The organism is Novosphingobium sp., assembly GCF_040398825.1.
Classification (GTDB): Bacteria; Pseudomonadota; Alphaproteobacteria; order Sphingomonadales; family Sphingomonadaceae; genus Novosphingobium.
In genome coordinates this window covers 35,116-50,953 of the sequence record NZ_JBBATI010000031.1, presented here as the reverse complement: position 1 = coordinate 50,953, position 15,838 = coordinate 35,116, and the positions used below count along the sequence as shown (strand labels likewise).

Annotated in this window: 18 protein-coding genes and 1 tRNA gene; 10 read left to right on the top strand and 9 right to left on the bottom strand. The window is 64.1% G+C overall.

Annotated elements, in window-relative coordinates:
* Nucleotides 1-89 precede the first annotated feature (89 nt).
* The 4 genes from ABWP89_RS14465 to ABWP89_RS14450 form a co-directional block, all read right to left on the bottom strand.
* On the bottom strand, nucleotides 90-320 hold the full coding sequence (locus tag ABWP89_RS14465) for a DUF2842 domain-containing protein (protein ID WP_353230151.1): 231 nt from the start codon (nucleotides 318-320) through the stop codon (nucleotides 90-92).
* Entirely contained in the window at nucleotides 317-919 is a 603-nt protein-coding gene (locus tag ABWP89_RS14460; protein WP_353230149.1) for a 5-formyltetrahydrofolate cyclo-ligase, read from the bottom strand. The genes ABWP89_RS14465 and ABWP89_RS14460 overlap by 4 nt, the downstream gene beginning before the upstream one ends.
* Nucleotides 920-1,185: 266 nt before the next feature.
* Complete coding sequence (locus ABWP89_RS14455) at nucleotides 1,186-1,551, bottom strand: cell division protein ZapA (RefSeq protein WP_353230147.1); 366 nt, start codon at nucleotides 1,549-1,551, stop codon at nucleotides 1,186-1,188.
* Nucleotides 1,548-1,784 carry a hypothetical protein gene (locus ABWP89_RS14450; RefSeq protein WP_353230146.1) on the bottom strand — a complete coding sequence of 79 codons (237 nt, stop codon included), beginning with the start codon at nucleotides 1,782-1,784 and terminating at the stop codon, nucleotides 1,548-1,550. The genes ABWP89_RS14455 and ABWP89_RS14450 overlap by 4 nt, the downstream gene beginning before the upstream one ends.
* Nucleotides 1,785-2,092: 308 nt before the next feature.
* Between ABWP89_RS14450 and tkt the strand changes: the two genes are divergently transcribed.
* The 3 genes from tkt to ABWP89_RS14435 all read left to right on the top strand — a co-directional run bounded on the left by tkt (nucleotide 2,093) and on the right by ABWP89_RS14435 (nucleotide 6,455).
* Entirely contained in the window at nucleotides 2,093-4,078 is a 1,986-nt protein-coding gene (tkt, locus tag ABWP89_RS14445) for a transketolase (RefSeq protein ID WP_353230145.1), read from the top strand.
* Nucleotides 4,079-4,137: 59 nt separating this feature from the next.
* On the top strand, nucleotides 4,138-5,145 hold the full coding sequence (gene gap, locus ABWP89_RS14440; RefSeq protein WP_353230144.1) for a type I glyceraldehyde-3-phosphate dehydrogenase: 1,008 nt from the start codon (nucleotides 4,138-4,140) through the stop codon (nucleotides 5,143-5,145).
* 113 nt (nucleotides 5,146-5,258) lie between these two features.
* On the top strand, nucleotides 5,259-6,455 hold the full coding sequence (locus tag ABWP89_RS14435) for a phosphoglycerate kinase (RefSeq protein WP_353230142.1): 1,197 nt from the start codon (nucleotides 5,259-5,261) through the stop codon (nucleotides 6,453-6,455).
* Here the strand turns inward: ABWP89_RS14435 and ABWP89_RS14430 are convergent.
* Nucleotides 6,445-7,014, bottom strand: a complete 570-nt coding sequence (locus tag ABWP89_RS14430) for a TlpA family protein disulfide reductase (RefSeq protein ID WP_353230141.1) — start codon at nucleotides 7,012-7,014, stop codon at nucleotides 6,445-6,447. The genes ABWP89_RS14435 and ABWP89_RS14430 overlap by 11 nt on opposite strands.
* A 243-nt stretch (nucleotides 7,015-7,257) precedes the next feature.
* Between ABWP89_RS14430 and ABWP89_RS14425 the strand changes: the two genes are divergently transcribed.
* Nucleotides 7,258-8,166 carry a fructose bisphosphate aldolase gene (locus ABWP89_RS14425; RefSeq protein WP_353230139.1) on the top strand — a complete coding sequence of 303 codons (909 nt, stop codon included), beginning with the start codon at nucleotides 7,258-7,260 and terminating at the stop codon, nucleotides 8,164-8,166.
* A gap of 141 nt (nucleotides 8,167-8,307) precedes the next feature.
* The gene (gene thiE, locus ABWP89_RS14420) at nucleotides 8,308-8,952 is read left to right on the top strand and encodes a thiamine phosphate synthase (protein ID WP_353230138.1); all 645 of its coding nucleotides are present in this window, start codon (nucleotides 8,308-8,310) and stop codon (nucleotides 8,950-8,952) included.
* On the opposite strand, the gene ABWP89_RS14415 is transcribed toward thiE, so the two are convergent.
* A complete protein-coding gene (locus ABWP89_RS14415) occupies nucleotides 8,949-9,386 on the bottom strand; it encodes a hypothetical protein (RefSeq protein WP_353230137.1) in 438 nt (145 codons plus the stop codon). The two genes, thiE and ABWP89_RS14415, sit on opposite strands and share 4 nt — an antisense overlap.
* A gap of 146 nt (nucleotides 9,387-9,532) precedes the next feature.
* Here ABWP89_RS14415 and efp point away from each other — a divergent pair, with 146 nt between their 5' ends.
* From efp to msrA, 5 genes are all read left to right on the top strand, one after another.
* Entirely contained in the window at nucleotides 9,533-10,096 is a 564-nt protein-coding gene (gene efp / locus ABWP89_RS14410; RefSeq protein WP_353230136.1) for an elongation factor P, read from the top strand.
* 5 nt (nucleotides 10,097-10,101) lie between these two features.
* Nucleotides 10,102-10,941, top strand: coding sequence for an inositol monophosphatase family protein (locus ABWP89_RS14405; RefSeq protein ID WP_353230135.1), 840 nt, complete (start codon nucleotides 10,102-10,104; stop codon nucleotides 10,939-10,941).
* 38 nt (nucleotides 10,942-10,979) lie between these two features.
* Nucleotides 10,980-11,063: transfer RNA gene (locus ABWP89_RS14400), tRNA-Leu, on the top strand.
* Between the two features lie 142 nt (nucleotides 11,064-11,205).
* Entirely contained in the window at nucleotides 11,206-11,682 is a 477-nt protein-coding gene (gene msrB / locus ABWP89_RS14395; protein ID WP_353230133.1) for a peptide-methionine (R)-S-oxide reductase MsrB, read from the top strand.
* Nucleotides 11,679-12,335 (top strand): peptide-methionine (S)-S-oxide reductase MsrA, encoded by a 657-nt coding sequence (gene msrA / locus ABWP89_RS14390; protein WP_502915298.1) that lies wholly within the window; start codon nucleotides 11,679-11,681, stop codon nucleotides 12,333-12,335. Before msrB ends, msrA begins: the two co-directional genes overlap by 4 nt.
* A 173-nt stretch (nucleotides 12,336-12,508) precedes the next feature.
* Here the strand turns inward: msrA and ABWP89_RS14385 are convergent, their stop codons facing one another.
* Genes ABWP89_RS14385 through ABWP89_RS14375 form a run of 3 tightly spaced genes read right to left on the bottom strand, consistent with a single transcriptional unit; the run spans nucleotide 12,509 to nucleotide 15,773 of the window.
* Nucleotides 12,509-13,828 carry a DUF5690 family protein gene (locus ABWP89_RS14385; RefSeq protein ID WP_353230131.1) on the bottom strand — a complete coding sequence of 440 codons (1,320 nt, stop codon included), beginning with the start codon at nucleotides 13,826-13,828 and terminating at the stop codon, nucleotides 12,509-12,511.
* Nucleotides 13,825-14,649, bottom strand: a complete 825-nt coding sequence (gene phnX / locus ABWP89_RS14380; RefSeq protein WP_353230130.1) for a phosphonoacetaldehyde hydrolase — start codon at nucleotides 14,647-14,649, stop codon at nucleotides 13,825-13,827. Before phnX ends, ABWP89_RS14385 begins: the two co-directional genes overlap by 4 nt.
* Nucleotides 14,646-15,773 (bottom strand): TIGR03364 family FAD-dependent oxidoreductase, encoded by a 1,128-nt coding sequence (locus ABWP89_RS14375; RefSeq protein WP_353230129.1) that lies wholly within the window; start codon nucleotides 15,771-15,773, stop codon nucleotides 14,646-14,648. The genes phnX and ABWP89_RS14375 overlap by 4 nt, the downstream gene beginning before the upstream one ends.
* Nucleotides 15,774-15,838: the final 65 nt, after the last annotated feature.

Sequence of the window (15,838 nt, the reverse complement as noted above, 5' to 3'; positions counted from 1 at the left end):
GTGCCGGCCTGTCACGCCGGAGGTCGCGGGTTCAAGTCCCGTCACTCGCGCCATGGTTTGAACGTCAGGAAATGCGGCCGGGTTAGGGTTTAGCCCCAGCGACCAGTTTCCATCCAGATCAGGAACCGCCGCAGCGGCAGCAGCCAGATCGTGCCCAGCACGATATAGGCCAGCGTCTGCACCAGCACCGGCAACTGGCCCAACGGCCCCGACAATTCGCCCACCAGCCCGGCATAGATGCCCAGCGCCAGCAGCAGCAGCAGGATGCCCACCGGTTTGCGCCAGGTTGGCCGGAAACGTTCAACATCGGGTTCGATCATCGGCCATGTTCCGCAAATGGCCCAAAGAGCCGGGTGGGTGTGACGACCGCCATCAGCGGCCGATCATGCGCTTCGTGCGGCAGATCGCCAACCAATTGGCAGTCCCACGCCAGACCGATAGCTGGCACTTCGGGATGCGCGGCCAGCCAGCGATCATAATGCCCGCCACCCTGGCCCAGCCGGCCACCGGCGGCAGTAAACCCCACCAGTGGCACAAACAGCACGTCGGGCGTGACCAGCGGCGCCGTCGATGCCGGCTGTCCCGTGCCGAACGGCCCGGTTTCCAGCAGTTCATCGATATGCGCCGATTGCCATTGGCGAAATTCCATCGCGCTGTCAGGGCCGCCAAACCACGGCAGCGCGATTGCGTGCCCGGCTTCGTGGTAATGGCGGGCATAGCCCAGCGCCGGGGCTTCACCGCTGGTGGCGATATACAGCCCGATGGTCGCCCCCGCCGGAACAAGCCCGGCCAGCGCTGCGGGCGGGCGTTTCAGCACCAGCGCCGCCACCCGAGGGTCGAGCGCGGCGGCATATTCGCGCCGCGCGGCGCGCAGGGTTTTGCGCAATTGCGCTTTGGCCAGCGACACCGGGTCCGACACGTAGGGGGGTAGTCCTTTTGATCAGGCCAGCCGTGGGGCACAGGCTGGTCCGGTTTGTCTGGCCAGGATCAGCGCTGGCGGTATCAGCGGGATGGGTGACGGGCCCACCATGGGTCGTTTGCTCGGAAAATCCTCTGACGCGTGACGTCAGGTGGGAACCATGTGTCCTGGACCAGGATCCAGGTCAGGGACAGCCCCCATAGGATTAGTTATAGCCTCAGGGATGTTCATGCGGCTCGTACCGGGCAGAACCCGTCACCCCCTATCTAGGCGTCCTGATCGGAATGCTCAAGATGTGCGGCAAGCTTTTCCACCCGATCGGCCAGCGCGGCGACGCGGGCCAGCAATTCGGGCGCGATTGCATTGTTCTGCGGCGTAGGCGTGGACGGTGGCATTGTCGGCGGTGGTGGGGGCGGGGCCGTTTGCAGGCCGTGCAATTCATCGGCCAGCATCAGCGCCGCAATCAACAGCATGCGCGCCTCGGTCTGGCCCTGGCCCGGGCCCAGATTGCGCATGCGTTCATCGATCATCGCCGCCAGCATGGTGATATGCGGGATTTCTGCCGGCGCAACCGCCAGCACGTGGCTGCGGCCGCCGATATTGAGCGTGACGTTGGTGGTCGGCGTGGTCATGACGGCGTGGCCGCGTCCGGTGTTTCGATCACCGCCGGTGGTTCCGGCAGGTTGGCCAGCAACAGGTCAAGCTGATGCAGTTCCTTGGCCACGGTGTCCTTCAACCGCCGGTGCCGCGCCTTCAACGCGGTCAATTCGGCCAGTTGCGTATCGCGCGCAGCGGCAGCCCGTTCGAGCCGGTCAAGCGCCAGCGCGATCCGGTCGAGTTCGGGTTCCAATCGTCCGGTGTCCATCGCTTCTCGCTAGCACATCGCCCGATGCGTGCAAGCGCCCCGGTGGCATGGCGACAGGGGCGGGCCAGTGCTGCACCGGCCATCTGCGCATATGCCGCAGACCAACGCAGCAATCCAGCATTTCCGCCAATGCATAGGAATGCGCGACGCGCTGGTCGGGCCAGCATCGGGGTGGGGCGGTCGGGTCGCCGGTCGCAGCCTTGACGACCGGTGTGCCAAGTACCAAGAGACCGCGAACGAATCGGCATAATCCGCTTTGATACGTTGCGCGTGGGGCTCTCGCGCGCCGCAATAAGGGTGCACGTGGTATGAGCGGCGAAACCGGAACACTGGCAGCGGTAACGCCAGCATCAATGGCCAACGCCATTCGCGCGCTGGCGATGGATGCGGTGCAGGCGGCCAATTCGGGGCATCCCGGCATGCCGATGGGCATGGCCGATGTCGCCACCGTGCTGTGGAGCGAATTCCTGAGCTTTGATCCGGATGCGCCGGACTGGGCCGACCGCGACCGGTTTGTGTTGTCGGCCGGGCACGGTTCGATGCTGATCTATGCCTCGCTCTACCTGTCGGGATATGCCTCGCCCACGCTGGATGATATCCGTGATTTCCGCCAGCTGGGCAGCGTGTGCGCCGGGCATCCGGAAAACTTTCTGATCCCCGGGGTGGAATGCACCACCGGCCCGCTGGGGCAGGGCGTGGCGATGGCGGTGGGCATGGCGATGGCCGAACGCCATCTGAACGCGGTGTTTGGCGACACGCTGGTTAATCACAAGACCTGGGTGATCGCCGGTGACGGCTGCCTGATGGAAGGCATCAACCACGAGGCAGTGGGCCTGGCCGGCACGCTCGGGCTGGGGCGGCTCAATGTGCTGTGGGATGACAACCGCATCACCATCGATGGCGATGCCAGCCTGTCGACCAGCGAAGACGTCGCCGCCCGCTATCGCGCCAGCGGCTGGCACGTGGCATCGTGCGACGGGCACGATTATGCCGATATTGCGCGCGCGCTGGCAGAGGCCGCCGCCGATCCGCGCCCGTCGCTGGTGGCGTGCCGTACGCTGATCGGCAAAGGCGCGCCCAACAAGCAGGGCGGCCACAATGTCCATGGCAGCCCGCTGGGCGCCGATGAAATCGCTGCGACCCGCGCCAATCTGGGCTGGACCGCTGCACCGTTCGACATCCCTGCCGACATTCTGGCAGCCTGGCGCCGCACTGGTGATCGCGGGCGTGCGGCGCACGCGGCCTGGGCTGCGGCCTCCGCCGAACACCCGCTGCGCGGCGAATTTGACCGGCGCATGGCGGGGCAATTGCCGCCGCTGGGCGACGCCGATGCGGCGTTTGCCGGCTGGCTGGAAAGCCCGCGCAAACTGGCCACGCGCAAATCGTCGGAACTGGCGCTGGATGTGCTGGCGCCGCTGGTGCCCGAACTGTTTGGCGGATCGGCCGATCTGACCGGATCGAACCTGACCAAGGTAAAGGCGACGCCGTCGTTCGGCCAGAACGCCTATGGCGGCCGCCACGTGCATTATGGCATCCGCGAATTCGGCATGGCCGCGGCGATGAACGGTGCGGCGCTGCACGGCGGGGTCATCCCCTATGGCGGCACGTTCCTGGTGTTTTCGGACTATTGCCGCAATGCCATCCGCCTGTCCGCGTTGCAGCATGCGCGGGTGATCTATGTGCTGACGCATGATTCGATTGGCCTGGGCGAAGACGGACCAACGCACCAGCCGGTTGAACATGTGATGAGCCTGCGGCTGATCCCCAATATCCACGTGTTCCGCCCGGCCGATGTGATCGAAACCGCCGAATGCTGGCAACTGGCGCTGGCCAGCGCGGCCACGCCGTCGGTATTGGCGCTGTCGCGGCAAAACCTGCCGCAACTGCGCCATGCGGCCGAGGGCAACCGATCCGCCAAGGGCGCCTATCGCCTGATCGCCGCCACGGCGCCACGCCAGGTGGTGCTGATCGCCACCGGTTCCGAAGTGGAAATCGCTGTCGCCACGGCCGCCGCGCTGGAGGCCAGGGGTATCGGCGCCGATGTCGTGTCGATGCCGTGCTGGGATCTGTTTGACGCCGCCGATGCCGCCTATCGCGCCGATGTGCTGCCGCAGGGCGTGCTGAAGGTTTCGATCGAGGCCGGCGTGACCACCGGTTGGCAGAAATACACCGGCGACGGGCTGACCATCGGCATCGATACGTTTGGTGCATCGGCCCCGGCTGAGGTACTGTACGACCACTTCGGGTTGACGGCGGAAAAAATCCTTCCCCGCATCCTTGATCGTCTGGCGTAATTCAGAACACGCCGCACCGCGCGCGGGGCAAACACGCACACCTTTGCAGGAGACATGACATGGCGACCAAAGTCGCAATCAATGGTTTTGGACGTATCGGCCGCAACGTGGCACGCGCCATTCTGGAACGCCCCGATTGCGGGTTGGAACTGGTGGCGATCAACGACCTGGCCAGCCCGGTCGCCAACGCCCGGCTGTTCAAGCGCGATTCGGTGCACGGCACCTATCACGGCACCGTCGAAGTCGACGGCAACGACCTGGTCATCGATGGCAAGCGCATCAAGGTGACCGCTGAACGTGACCCGGCCAAGCTGCCGCATGGCGCCGACGGGATCGATATCGCGCTGGAATGCACCGGCTTTTTCACCGATCGTGAAGGCGCGCAAAAGCATCTCGATGCGGGCGCGAAACGTGTGCTGATTTCGGCGCCGGCGAAGAATGTCGATCTGACCGTGGTCTATGGCGTCAACCATGACCAGCTCACCGCGGCGCACGCGATCGTTTCGAACGCATCGTGCACCACCAATTGCCTGGCACCGTTTGCCAAGATCCTGCACGAAGCGATCGGAATCGAACGCGGGCTGATGACCACCATCCACAGCTATACCAACGATCAGAAGATCCTCGACCAGATCCATTCGGACCCGCGGCGCGCGCGTGCGGCGGCGATGAACATGATCCCCACCACCACCGGTGCCGCGCGCGCCGTGGGCGAAGTGCTGCCCGATCTGAAGGGCAAGCTGGATGGTTCGGCCATCCGTGTGCCGACCCCCAATGTGTCGGTGGTCGACCTGACCTTTACGCCGAAGCGCGACACCACGGTGGCCGAAGTCAACGCGCTGCTGAAGGCCGCTGCCGAAGGCCCGATGAAGGGCGTGCTGGCCTATACCGAAGAACAGCTGGTCTCGATCGATTTCAACCACGACCCGGCGTCGTCGACCATCGACAGCCTGGAAACCGCGGTGATCGATGGCAAACTGGTGCGCGTGCTGTCGTGGTATGACAACGAATGGGGTTTTTCCAACCGCATGGTCGATACTGCCGGCGTGATGGCCGGCCTGATCTGACCAACGCCCCCTAAGGCCCCTCTCCCGCAGGGGAGGGGTTGGGGAGGGGTGTCCGACGCCGGCAATGGTGCGGGTCCCCGATGTCATGCTCATATCGTCAAAGGACCCGCCCCGTGACCTTCAAAACTCTCGATGATATCGGCGATGTGACCGGCATGGCCGTGCTGGTGCGCGAAGATCTGAATGTGCCGATGGCCGATGGCCAGGTGTCCGACGATACCCGTCTGCGCGCCACCGTGGCCACGCTGGCGGAACTGGCCGACAAGGGCGCGCGGGTATTGGTGCTGGCGCATTTCGGGCGGCCCAAGGGCCAGCGTGTGCCAGCGGATTCGCTGGGCCCGATCGTTCCGGCGCTGTCGGCTGTGCTGGGGCGCGCGGTGGGTTTCATCGACGATTGCTGTGGCGCAGGCGCAGAGGCGGCGGTCGCGGCGCTTGCACCCGGATCGATCACCGTGCTGGAAAACACGCGGTTTCATGGCGGTGAGGAAAAGAACGACCCGGCATTTGTGGCGGCGCTGGCACGGCTGGGCCAGGCCTATGTCAACGATGCCTTTTCCGCCGCGCATCGCGCCCATGCCTCGACCGAGGGCCTGGCGCATGTGCTGCCGGCCTATGCCGGGCGCGCGATGCAGGCCGAACTGGAGGCGCTGGAAAAGGCGCTGGGCAAGCCTGAACACCCGGTGGCGGCAGTGGTCGGCGGCGCCAAGGTTTCGACCAAGCTTGACGTGCTGAAACACCTGGTCAGCAAGGTTGATCATCTGATCATCGGCGGGGGCATGGCCAATACGTTTCTGGCGGCACGCGGCGTCGATGTCGGCAAATCGCTGTGCGAACACGATTTGACCGGTACGGCCGAGGAAATCCTGACCGCGGCAGAGGCCGCCGGTTGCACCGTCCACCTGCCTTATGACGCGGCGGTTGCCAAGGAATTCGCGGCGAACCCGCCATCGCTGCGCATCTGCAATGTGCACGAAATCGCCCCCGATGAAATGATCCTCGATATCGGGCCGCAAGCGGTCGAGGCGCTGGCGGACGTGCTGAAAACCTGTCGCACGCTGGTGTGGAACGGGCCGCTGGGCGCGTTCGAAATTGCGCCGTTCGATACCGCGACGGTTGCGCTGGCACGATCGGCGGCGGCGCTGACCAAAGAGGGCGCGCTGGTATCGGTGGCCGGGGGCGGGGACACTGTCGCTGCGCTCAACCATGCCGGGGTGGCGGGCGATTTCAGCTATGTTTCCACCGCCGGCGGCGCGTTTCTGGAATGGATGGAGGGCAAGGAATTGCCCGGGGTGGCCGCGCTCAACGGCTGAACGCAGCGCCCGGCCGGATGGTCGCCGGGATCAGTGCCGCGGTTGTGGTGCCGGTTTGCGATGGCGCTTCACGCAGCAAGGGCACCAGCACATCATTCAACGATTCCAGCGAAAACGCGCCGGCCTCGGCATAGCGGACCACGCCGGCGCGATCGATCACGTAGTTGGTCGGCACGCCTTCGAGCGGCGCATAAGGGCCCTTCAGCCGGCGCAGCGGTGTTATCGCCATGATTCCGAACAGTTTTTTAAGCTGATATTCGGGTACCGAATCTTCCGTCGTGGCCGCCAGCACGACCAGGCCATAGTCCTTTTGCTTACGATAATAGGCGTCCAGCAGCGGCAGTTCCTGACGACAGGGCACGCACCAGGTTGCCCAGAAATTGATGATCACCACTTGGCCACGCAATGACGCCAGATCAAATTTCTGGCCGGTGACCGTTTCAAATCGTGCATCGGGCGCAATCTGGCCCACTTTCGGGTTTGCATGCGCGGCCAGGGGCAGCGCGACCAGGGGCAGCGCGGCCAGTGCCAGCAGACCTGAAAAAAGCAGCGCGCGCATGAATGCTCCTGTGGATTGGTTCGGACAGGACGCCTGAAAATCCTGATCGGGTCAAGTGACGGGCGACGGGCATGGCCGAATGGGCGACGGGTACGGTGCCGACGGTCGAAAAAAGGACATCCACCGGATGTTGCACTGCAACCGACTTCCCGCTAGAGGGCGTCAGCGCATAGGTATGCAAGAAACGATACGCAACGCTTCATCCGGCCAGTGCGGCACCCATTTCATGCACGGAAACACCCCATGAACCACGCTGAACAGACCCGCAAAATTGCCACTGGCCAGGGCTTTATCGCCGCGCTTGACCAGTCGGGGGGGTCCACACCCAAGGCGCTGAAGGGCTACGGTATCGAGGCTGGCGCCTGGGCCGATGATGCGGAAATGTTCGCGCTGATCCACGCCATGCGCGCGCGAATCATTTCGTCACCGGCGTTCAGCGGCGACAAGGTGATCGGCGCGATTCTGTTCGAACGCACCATGGACGGGCTGGTCGATGGCCAGCCAGTGCCCGCCGCGCTCAACGCCAAGGGCGTGGTGCCGTTCATCAAGATCGACAAGGGGCTGGAGGATGAGGCGAACGGCGTCCAGCTGTTGAAGCCGATCGCGGGCCTGGGTGAACTGCTGGCGCGCGCGCGCGCGCTGGGCGTGTTCGGCACCAAGGAACGCTCGGTCATCCATTCCGCCGACCCGGTCGGCATCGCTGCGGCGGTCAAACAGCAATTCGCGCTGGCGGAAACGGTGCTTGCGGCCGGGCTGATGCCGATCATCGAACCCGAAGTGACCATCACCAGCCCCACGCGCGCGCAATGCGATGCGCTGTTGTTGCAGGAAATTCTGACCGCGCTCGATGCTTTGCCGCACGGGGTGCAGGTCATGCTGAAACTGTCGTTGCCGCAAGTGCCCGGCACTTTTGCGCCGCTGGTCGGGCACCCCGGCGTGTTGCGCCTGGTGGCGCTGTCGGGTGGGTTCAAACGGCCTGAGGCTTGCGCCGAACTGGCCAAGAACGCAGGGATTATCGCCAGTTTCAGCCGCGCCTTGCTGGAAGATTTGCGCGTGCAGATGACCGATGCCGAATTTGATGCGGCGCTGGGCGCGGCGATCGACGAAATTTATGCTGGCTCTACGGTCAAGACTGCGGCGGTTGCCGCCTGACCGGCGAAAGCGTTTTTGGTTTGCGACGAGGATGGGAAAAGGCACGCCCCTTACCCCGGTAACCGGGGAAGGGGCGTTTTCCATGCCGCCAGTGGCGGTCGGGATTTGCAAATCGGCGCGATTGGTTTAGCGCATGCGGCCATGACCGTGCCCGATTGCCAGCTTTACCTGATTTCGCCGCTCGATGTGTCGGGCGCCTTTCCAGACCGGCTGGCGCGTGCGCTTGATGCCGGGCCCGTGGCGGCGTTCCAGTTCCGCGTCAAAGGCATCGACGAACATGCGGCGGCAAAATTGGCCGCGCCGCTGCAGGCGATCTGCGCCGCGCGCGATGTGGCGTTCATCGTCAACGAATCGATCAGCCTGGCCAGGCGGCTGGGCGCCGACGGCGTGCATCTGGCAGGCGATGACGGCGATGTTGCCGATGCACGGGAACGGTTGGGGCGTGCCGCCCAGATCGGCGTATCCTGCCGCGACAGCCGCCATGCGGCGATGGAGGCCGGCGAAGCGGGCGCCGACTACGTATCGTTTGGTGCGTACTTTCCATCCATGACGAAGCCGACCGAGATCCGTGCCGACATCGAACTGTTGCAATGGTGGTCCGGACTGTTTGAACTGCCGGTGGTCGCGGTCGGCGGGATTACCGCGGCCAACTGCGTACCGCTGGTCGCCGCCGGCGCCGATTTCCTGGCGGTCAGCCACGCCGTCTGGGGCGGTGATGAGGCGCAGGCGATTGTCGATTTTGTCCAGGCACTGGCCACCGGAGCGCAGGCGCGCGCCGGCTCCTAGTCCGGCGTACCTGCACCGCCGGCAGTATCACTGGCACGGTCGCGCGCGGCGGCACCGCCCTGGCGCACACAGCGATCGGTGGTGCGCTGGCCAGCGGCATCGAGCGGGTGAAGAATCCCCTGGCCAATCAGCACATAGCGCCGACCCACGAACGGGCCAGAAGTCATCGCCAGATCGCTGCCGAGCAACAGATAGCTGCCGCTATCGCCTGTCGGTGCGCGATAGCTGCTGTCGGCAACCACGCGAAAGCTGTCCTGCGGGCGCGGCACCGGCGGTGTGGTGGCATCGCCGCTTTGCTCGCACACCCAGTATCCGGTCAACAGCACGCGTAATTGCCCGCCGGGCGCCGCCAGCGCGGTACCGCTGCCACACAGGCCGGTGACGGCAACCAGCAGCAGTGCCGCCCGCACCGCCTGGCTCGAAAGAGGGATCATGCGTTTCATCACACCGCATGCGGTACCACACGCCGGTGACTTGAAGCAATTGGCGCCAGCGGCTAAGGCGCGGGCCAAGGCACTTCCATTGCGCTGCGAGGGCGGCGCTTTTTCAACGCACTTTCGAACACAAGGCTCTTTCCATCATGAAGATCAGCGGCGTGGATATCCGTCCGGGCAATATCATCGAATACGAAAAGGGCATCTGGAAAGTTGCCAAGACCCAGCACACCCAGCCCGGCAAGGGCGGCGCGTTCATGCAGGTCGAAATGAAGAACCTGATCGACGGGCGCAAGAACAACGTGCGGTTCCGGTCGGCCGATACGGTCGAACGTGTCCGGCTCGACACTAAGGATTTCCAGTTCCTGTATGCCGAGGGCGACGATCTGGTGTTCATGGATGTTGAAAACTATGACCAGATCACCCTGCCGTCAGATCTTTTGGGCGATGCCGCGGCGTTTCTGCAGGATGGCATGACCGTGCTGCTGGAAATGTACGACGAACGCCCGATCTCGGTCGAATTGCCCGACCAGGTTGAAGCGACCATCGTTGAGGCCGATGCGGTGGTCAAAGGCCAGACCGCATCATCCAGCTATAAACCGGCGATTCTGGACAACGGCGTGCGCGTGATGGTGCCGCCGCATATCGGCGCCGGTACGCGGATCATCGTCGACGTCTATGAGCGTACTTATGTCAGCAAGGTAGGCTGACCCGGATGGCAGCCATTTCAGGCCTGATTCGCGTCATGGAGCGCGCCGCCCGCAAGGCCGGCACGCGGCTGCGGCGCGATTTCGGCGAAGTCGAACATCTGCAGGTCAGCCGCAAGGGGCCTGCCGATTTTGTGTCAAAGGCAGACCAGCATGCCGAACGCACGATCTATGACGAACTGCTGATCGCGCGCCCCGACTGGGGGTTCGTGATGGAAGAAGGCGGGACCATCGCCGGCGATCCGACCAAGCCGCGCTGGATTGTCGATCCGCTGGATGGCACCACCAATTTCCTGCACGGCATCCCGCATTTTGCGATTTCGATCGCGGTGCAGGAACCGGCGCTGGACGGCAAGGGCGCCGATGGATCGGGCTGGGGCGATGTGATCGCCGGGATCGTCTATCAGCCGATCACCGACGAGAGTTTCTGGGCCGAAAAGGCGCGCGGCGCCTGGTTGCAGGACCGTCGTCTGCGCGTTTCGGCACGGCGGGTGTTTGATGAGGCGCTGATCGGCACCGGCATTCCGTTTTCCAATCGTGGCGATGCGGCGTTGTGGACGCGGATTTACCAGGAACTGGGCCCGCGCGTTGCCGGCATTCGCCGCAATGGCGCCGCTGCGCTTGATCTGGCGTGGGTTGCGGCGGGGCGTTTTGACGGGTTCTGGGAAACCGACCTGGCAATCTGGGATTCGGCCGCGGGGTGCCTGCTGGTGCGCGAAGCGGGCGGGTTTGTGTCGGATTTTCGCGGGCGGTCCAATGCGATCTGCGCCGAAACCGTGCTGGCCGCCAACGACCACTTGCATGCAAAGATGCTGAAACTGATTGCCGGAGCGAACAAGGCCGGTTGATCGATCGGGAAAGACGCGCTAGCGCGCTTTTCCAGAGTGCCCCTGTGGTGGAATGGTAGACGCGTCCGACTCAAAATCGGATGGAGAGATCCGTGCCCGTTCGAGTCGGGCCAGGGGCACCACTTTTTGCAATTTTGCGGTTGTTGAAAAACGCAATCTCCCGAAATATTTTGGCATCGGTGAAACCGAACCCCTATCTTGTACGAATAGGCTAGTGACAGGGCGACAGCGTCCGTGTCCTGCATTCAACCAAGGATGGGTACCATGCCGATCAATCGACGTTCGCTGATGGGGCTGTTGCTGGCCGGGGCCGCTTCCGGTCTGGCCTCAATCGCCCGCGCTGCCGTCAAACCGTTCGATCTCAGCGATGCGCAATGGCGCCAACGGCTTAACCCCGCGGCCTATGGCGTGTTGCGCCATGCCAATACTGAACGGCCGTTTACCAGCCCGCTGCTGAACGAACACCGCAAGGGCCAGTTTGCCTGCGCCGGGTGCGATCTGCCGCTGTTTTCGTCCGCGACCAAATTTGACAGCGGCACCGGCTGGCCCAGTTTCTGGCAGCCTTTGCCACACGCGGTCGACACGCACACCGATTACGAGATCGGCCTGCCGCGCACCGAAGTGCACTGCCACCGCTGTGACGGGCATCTGGGCCACGTGTTCGACGATGGGCCACGCCCGACCGGCAAACGCTATTGCATGAATGGCGTTGCCCTTGCCTTTCATCCAGGAGCCGCATGATGCGCCAGTTTGCTTTGCTCACAGGGTTTGCCCTGCTCGCCGCCTGCAACGGCCCGGCCACCGCGCAACCCGGCCGCCAACCCTTTCCCGAACCGCCTGCGCAACCGACGAAAGCGGCTGGCAAAGAGGTTGCCGTACTGTCCGGCGGGTGCTTTTGGGGCATGGAGGGCGTGTTTGAACACGTCAAAGGCGTGAAATCGGTGGTCGCGGGCTATGCCGGCGGCACCGCAGCGACCGCTGATTACCAGACTGTTTCAACCGAAACCACCAACCATGCCGAAACCGTGCGCGTGACCTATGATCCGTCGGTGGTCAGCTATGGCCGCCTGTTGCAGGTCTATTTTGCGGTGGCGCACGATCCGACGCAAGTGAACGGGCAGATGCCCGATGAAGGTACCAGTTATCGTTCGGCGATTTTTCCGCAATCGCAACAGCAGCGCGAACTGGCGCAGCAGTACATTGCCAGCCTGAATCGCGCGCATGTGTTCGACAAGTCGATCGCGACAAAAATCGAAAACGGCACTTTCTATCCAGCCGAAGAATACCACCAGCATTTCATGCAACGCCACCCCGACCATCCCTATATCCGCCGCTGGGACGTGGAACGGGTCGAACGCCTGCGTACGCGGTTTCCGCAGTTTTATAAGCAATAGCGGGCGAACCTTTCAAGGATATGGGCCAGGCCTTCTTCAGCCCCGCCCCTCATGGGGAGGGGTGTCCAACGTCGGCAGCGACGCGCGATCAACAGGCGCTGGACACCCCCACCCAACCCTCCCCCTGAGGGGGAGGGCTTTCAATTTCAGTGATTTGTGCTTTCCATCAGGCTCTATCCCCGGCTGAGCTTGCGCCGGAAATAGATTGCCGCCCACACCATCAGCGCCAGGCCCAGCGTGCCGCAGGCCAGCCCTGCATCCAGCAGCGATTGCGTCCAGGGCAGGCGAAACCCGGGCACATTGCGCAGCAGCAGCAGTGTTACCGAGCCGGCATAGCCGCTGGCGTCGGCAATATAGATCAGGAAACCGGCATTGCCGACGCTGCCGGTGGCCGCGACCAACCGATCGAACAGCATGCCGTTGAACGGCGTATAGGCCAGATACAGCCCGCCACCCAGCGCGGTCATCCACATCACCGGGCCGATGCCGTGCAGGATAAAGGCCAGCGAACTGGCCGCCGCCAGCGCCAGCCCCAGCGCCACCAGCACGAAATTGATCACCAGCGCACGAGAATTGTTGCGGACCAGCGTCAGCGTGGCGAGCACCACCAGTACCATCACGCTGATCGGCAATTCGGTCAGCGAAAACAGTTCCGACTTGCCGCCCAGGCCCAGTTCGGCCCAGATTTCCGCCGAAAAATTGTCGCGAAAATCACGCAGCGCCGTCAGCAGGACATAGATCAGCACCAGCGCGGTCAGCCCCGGACCGAACCGCCGCAGCAACGCACGGCGGGCCGGGCCATCCATCGGCACACGCGCCACGCGTTCGGCAATATCCGCCGCATTGGGCGGGGGCAGGGTGGCCAGCCCACACAGGCTGAGCGCCAGCAGCGGCATGAACAGCGCGCCGGTAACCGCGGGCATCCACCATTCGCTGGCCACATGTGCCGCCATCACCATGCTGCCGACCGATTTCACCACGCCCGACGAAATGACAAAGCTGGCGCATAGCAGCGCGCCGATCAGATCGGACATGCGCCGCCCTTCGACAAAGCCGAATATCATGCCCCACACCATGCCCAGCGCGATACCATCGACAAACATCGCGGCCAGGTTCCATGGCGGCGGGATCAGCGCAAACGCCACCAGCGCGGTTTCGGCAATCAGCGCCTGCAACATGATCCCGCCAATCCGCCGATGCGCGGGCAATTCGGCGATCACGCGCACGCCGATCAGCTTTGACAGCGCATAACCAAGCACTTGCGCGATCACCAGGGCGACCTTGTAGTCGACCATCAGCACGGGAGAGAGGCCGCTGAAATGCGCGGCAGCAAACGCCTTGCGAAAGGCATAGATCGAAAAATAGGTGCCAAACGCCATCAGCCCGGCATAGACCCCGAACAGCCATTCCGGCGCGCGGCCCAACCGGCGCTGCATGGCGCCAATGGCGCCGGCCGCATGCAGGCCGTCGGCGGGTGGAACCGCCGTGGTCATGCCGAATAATTGCCCGGTTTCTGGCCCGCAGCGATGGCGGCGGCGATCTGGTGGATCACCGGCAACAGGTGCGACACATCATCGATCACGAAATCGGCGCCCTCTGCGTGCAAGGATGCAGCGGCAGCGGCAATGCGCGCCTCCCGGTCTGCCGGGTCAAGCGCGGCCAGGCCCGCCGCAGGTAGCCCGACGGCATTGCCCGACGCCGCCACGCCGATGGTCCAGCAGCCGGCTTCGCGCCCTTCGGCAATGCCGACCGGCGCGTCATCCACTTTGACTGCGGCATGTGCGGGCCAGGTGTTCAGCGCGACCAGCGCGGCCCAGGTCATCAGCGGGGAGGGGCGGCCGCTTGGCGTATCACCGGCGCAAATGACCACGTCAGGGGCATAGCCCTGCTCCGCTGCCTTGACCCGGATGGCCGCCATCATATCCGGTGTATAGCCGGTGCCCGATCCGACCTTTACCCCCAGCGCCAGCAAATCGGCATAGGCCTGCGCCGCGCCGGGGATCAGTTCGGCCGCGCGTTGTGCCGCCTCTACCATCGCCGGTTCGACCAGCGCATAGACGCGGTCGATATCGGCCACGGTCGGCGCCGCGCCAAAATGTGCGGTCCAGCGCGCGGCCACACCCGGTTCGTGCAGCAGCGCAGTCACGTGGTCATATTTGGCCACGCCCATGTCGGCGCGCGCCTCCGCCTCGGTAATCGGCACGCCTTCACCGGCAAACACGTCGCGCAGCGCGTTGACCGGCGCCATGCAGCCAAAATCGACCATTGTCCCGGCCCAGTCGAAAATCACCGCCTTCACCGGAAAGGTCATCATGCGTCTCCCATCAATTCGTTGAGCACCTGTTCGGCGATGCCGAATGATGTCGATGCCCCGGTACCGCCGGTAACGATAACCAGCCGCACATCGGACGCGGGGGTATCAACCAGGTACGTGCGGTCATCGGCGCTGGCATAGGTGCCCACCCAGCGTTCGATCACCGGCGGTGCAGCGCGGCCAAAGGCGCGGGCATATTCATCCAGAATGTCGTCTTCGGCGCTGGCGGGGGCGAACGGACCGGGCAGGTCGTCATAATGGTGGCTGTCGCCCACGATCAGCGTGTCATCGCTGCCCTGCGCCACAATCAGGTGCACGCCGTTGTCATAATGGCGCGGCTGTTCGGCCAGCAATTTCGCTTTCAACACAGCGGCTTCGGGCAGGGCGGCATAGCCGGCATAGCGCGTGAGCGACAGATCGCTCATCAGCGCGCCGGGCAGGCGCATCCCGGGATTGGCCAGCCGCAACATCGACAGGCGGCAGCGGCGCAGATTGTACGCTGCAATCCGGTCGGGCCACAGCGTGGAAAAATCATCGCCCGGCGCCACCACCACCTGTCCAGCTTGGATCACTCCGCGCGATGTTTCGATACGGGGCGGCAGGCTGGAAAAGGCCACTGTCTGCGCCAACATATCGACGCCCAGCTGTTCCTGCGCCCAGCGCGCCAGCAGGGCGATCGCGTAGCGCGATTCCATGCGAATTTCGTGCGGGCTGTACAATCCGCCGTGCAGGTCGGCGCCGCCCAGTCCACCAGTGGCGGCGCGAAACGCATCACCTGTCAGCAGGCTGCACCCTTCGCCCATCTCTGTCGCCAGAAACGCCTCGATTACCGCGATTGCCTCGGCCGATCGCGCGCTTAGATAAAGGCCACGGTGTTCGATCGGGATGCCGGCCAACGGGGCAATTTCATCCCACACGTCGCGGGTGCGGCGCGCCAGCGACCATGAATGCCCGCGTTCCTGCCCGGTGACGGTGATAAACCCGAAATTGCGGATTGATGCGCCATTGGCACGGGTATCGCGCTCGATCACCACCACGCGCTTGCCCCGCCGCGCCGCAGTGATCGCATGCGCCAGCCCGATCACCCCGCCACCGATCACCGCCAGATCATAGACTTTGCTCATAAGCCTGACTGCTACTCCTACTGATGGCATGCCCTAACCGCATTCAAAGACGGCAGCGTTGCAAA